Raw genomic sequence first — 1,214 nt, 5'->3', positions numbered from 1 at the left:
CCGGTCTCGACTTCGTGCGGTCGCCCGCGCGAAGTCGAGACCGGCCTGCCCGCCCCGGTGCAGCAGGTTCGTGTCGTCGAGCGCGGCGATCAGCGCGAAGCACGCATCGACGCGCGCGGCTTCCCGGTCGCCCGGCAGGTCACGCTGCGCGCGGCGCAGCGCGGGCAGCCCGACCGCGTAGACGGTCGTGAACCCGTCGGCCGCCTCGCGACGCGCGCCGCCGACGCCGTAGCGGCGGCTCGCACGCTCGCCGTGGCTGTCGGGCAGGCGCGGGCCGCCGAGGATATCGGCACCCCAGCGGCGGGAGACGAACGCGCCGAGCGTCATCCCGCCCGGCACGGTTCCCGGCATCGCACGCCGGCCCGCAGCCGCACACAGCAGCCCGAGCCCGAAGATCGCGCCGCGATGCGTATTGACGCCGCCGGTCGCGGCGAGCATTGCGTGCTCGGCGCGCAGGCCGATCTTGCGCAGCACGGCCATGTCCGCATCGCGTGCGCCCGCGTCGGCCAGCTCGGCGAAGTACGGCCGCAGCACGGCGGCGCTGCGGGCGAACGTCGCGGCATCCATGTCGGTGTGGCTGCCGGTGTCGACATGACTGACGAGCCCCGGCTTCGGATAGGTCTCGATTTCGAGCACGAGGCTGCGCTCGGCCAGGTCGGCGATGCGTTCGGCTTCGGACGGCGCCGGTACGCGGCAGGCAGCCCATGCGCTCATCGCTCGCCTCCGATGAATGCGCTCGCCGGCATCAGTTCGACGGCGATCGCGGTCTTGACCGCGACTTCAGGCTGCCGCACATGCAGTTCGCGCCAGTTGACGCCCGCGCCGTCGTCACGCAGCAGTTCGCCGTCGATTCGCATCGGCGCATGCGCGTCGATCGCCGCGAGGCCGTCGAGCAGCGCCGCGATCGATACGGCATCCGGCAGCGGGAACACGATGTCGAGATCGGACGACGCCCCCAGGTAGGGCTCGCCCGTCAGCGCCTGCCATGCGAGGCTGCCGAACACGCGGCCCTGCACGCCGCAACGCGCGCCGAGCGCATCGAGTTCGCGCAACGCCGTGTGCCATGTGTCTGGCGCGGCGGCAAGCACGTCGGCCAACGCGGGCAGCGGGCCGACCGTCGCGAGCACGTCTGCGGCCACATTCAATGCGATGCGCCGCTTGCCCGCGGAAGGCGGCAGCGGCAGGCCGAGCGGCACGCGGCCGGCATCGGCCTA

Annotated in this window: 1 protein-coding gene and 1 pseudogene; both read right to left on the bottom strand. The window is 73.1% G+C overall.

Annotated features, from left to right (window positions below):
• The coding region (locus tag G3O06_RS48240; RefSeq protein ID WP_205820456.1) for a triphosphoribosyl-dephospho-CoA synthase at positions 1–714 on the bottom strand (714 nt) is incomplete at its 3' end.
• Positions 711–1,214, bottom strand: a pseudogene (gene mdcG, locus G3O06_RS48235) (malonate decarboxylase holo-[acyl-carrier-protein] synthase); the annotation flags it as partial. The pseudogene mdcG and the gene G3O06_RS48240, both read right to left, overlap by 4 nt.

It is taken from the genome of Burkholderia sp. Ac-20345, from assembly GCF_017104825.1.
Classification (GTDB): domain Bacteria; phylum Pseudomonadota; class Gammaproteobacteria; order Burkholderiales; family Burkholderiaceae; genus Burkholderia; species Burkholderia lata_B.
The sequence above is the reverse complement of the archived record's forward strand: the minus strand, read 5'-3'. Positions and strand labels throughout refer to the sequence as shown.